Raw genomic sequence first — 386 nt, 5'->3', positions numbered from 1 at the left:
GATCGGGACGGCGCGCGAGAGGGCGGGCCTCGTGTCGTTCGTGTTCGAGGGCGTGCATCCGCACGACATCGGCACGATTCTCGACCGCGAAGGGGTGGCCGTGCGAACGGGGCAGCACTGTGCCCAGCCGGTGATGGATCGCTTCGGCGTGCCCGCCACGGTGCGCGCGTCGTTCGCGATCTACAACACGCGCGACGATGTGGACGCGCTGGTGGGCGCTTTGACCGTCGTGCGCGAGGTGTTCGGCTGATGTCGGACCTGCGCGACCTCTACCAGGAGGTCATCCTCGATCACAACAGGCGCCCGCGCAACTTTGGCGTGCTCACGCCGGCCGATCACAAGGTCGACGGGCACAACCCGTTGTGCGGCGATCGCCTCACCGTGTA

At 67.6% G+C, this 386-nt stretch carries 2 protein-coding genes; both read left to right on the top strand.

Translation table 11 applies throughout. The features are described 5' to 3' along the window. On the top strand, positions 1 to 250 hold a 250-nt coding region (locus I6F37_RS44475; protein WP_225155054.1), incomplete at its 5' end, for an aminotransferase class V-fold PLP-dependent enzyme. Then, on the top strand, positions 250 to 386 hold a 137-nt coding region (locus I6F37_RS47170; protein ID WP_225155055.1), incomplete at its 3' end, for an iron-sulfur cluster assembly scaffold protein. The genes I6F37_RS44475 and I6F37_RS47170, both read left to right, overlap by 1 nt.

This window comes from Bradyrhizobium sp. NBAIM08, from assembly GCF_020193935.1.
Taxonomy (GTDB): domain Bacteria; phylum Pseudomonadota; class Alphaproteobacteria; order Rhizobiales; family Xanthobacteraceae; genus Bradyrhizobium; species Bradyrhizobium yuanmingense.
This window is presented reverse-complemented; position numbering and strand designations above follow the sequence as displayed.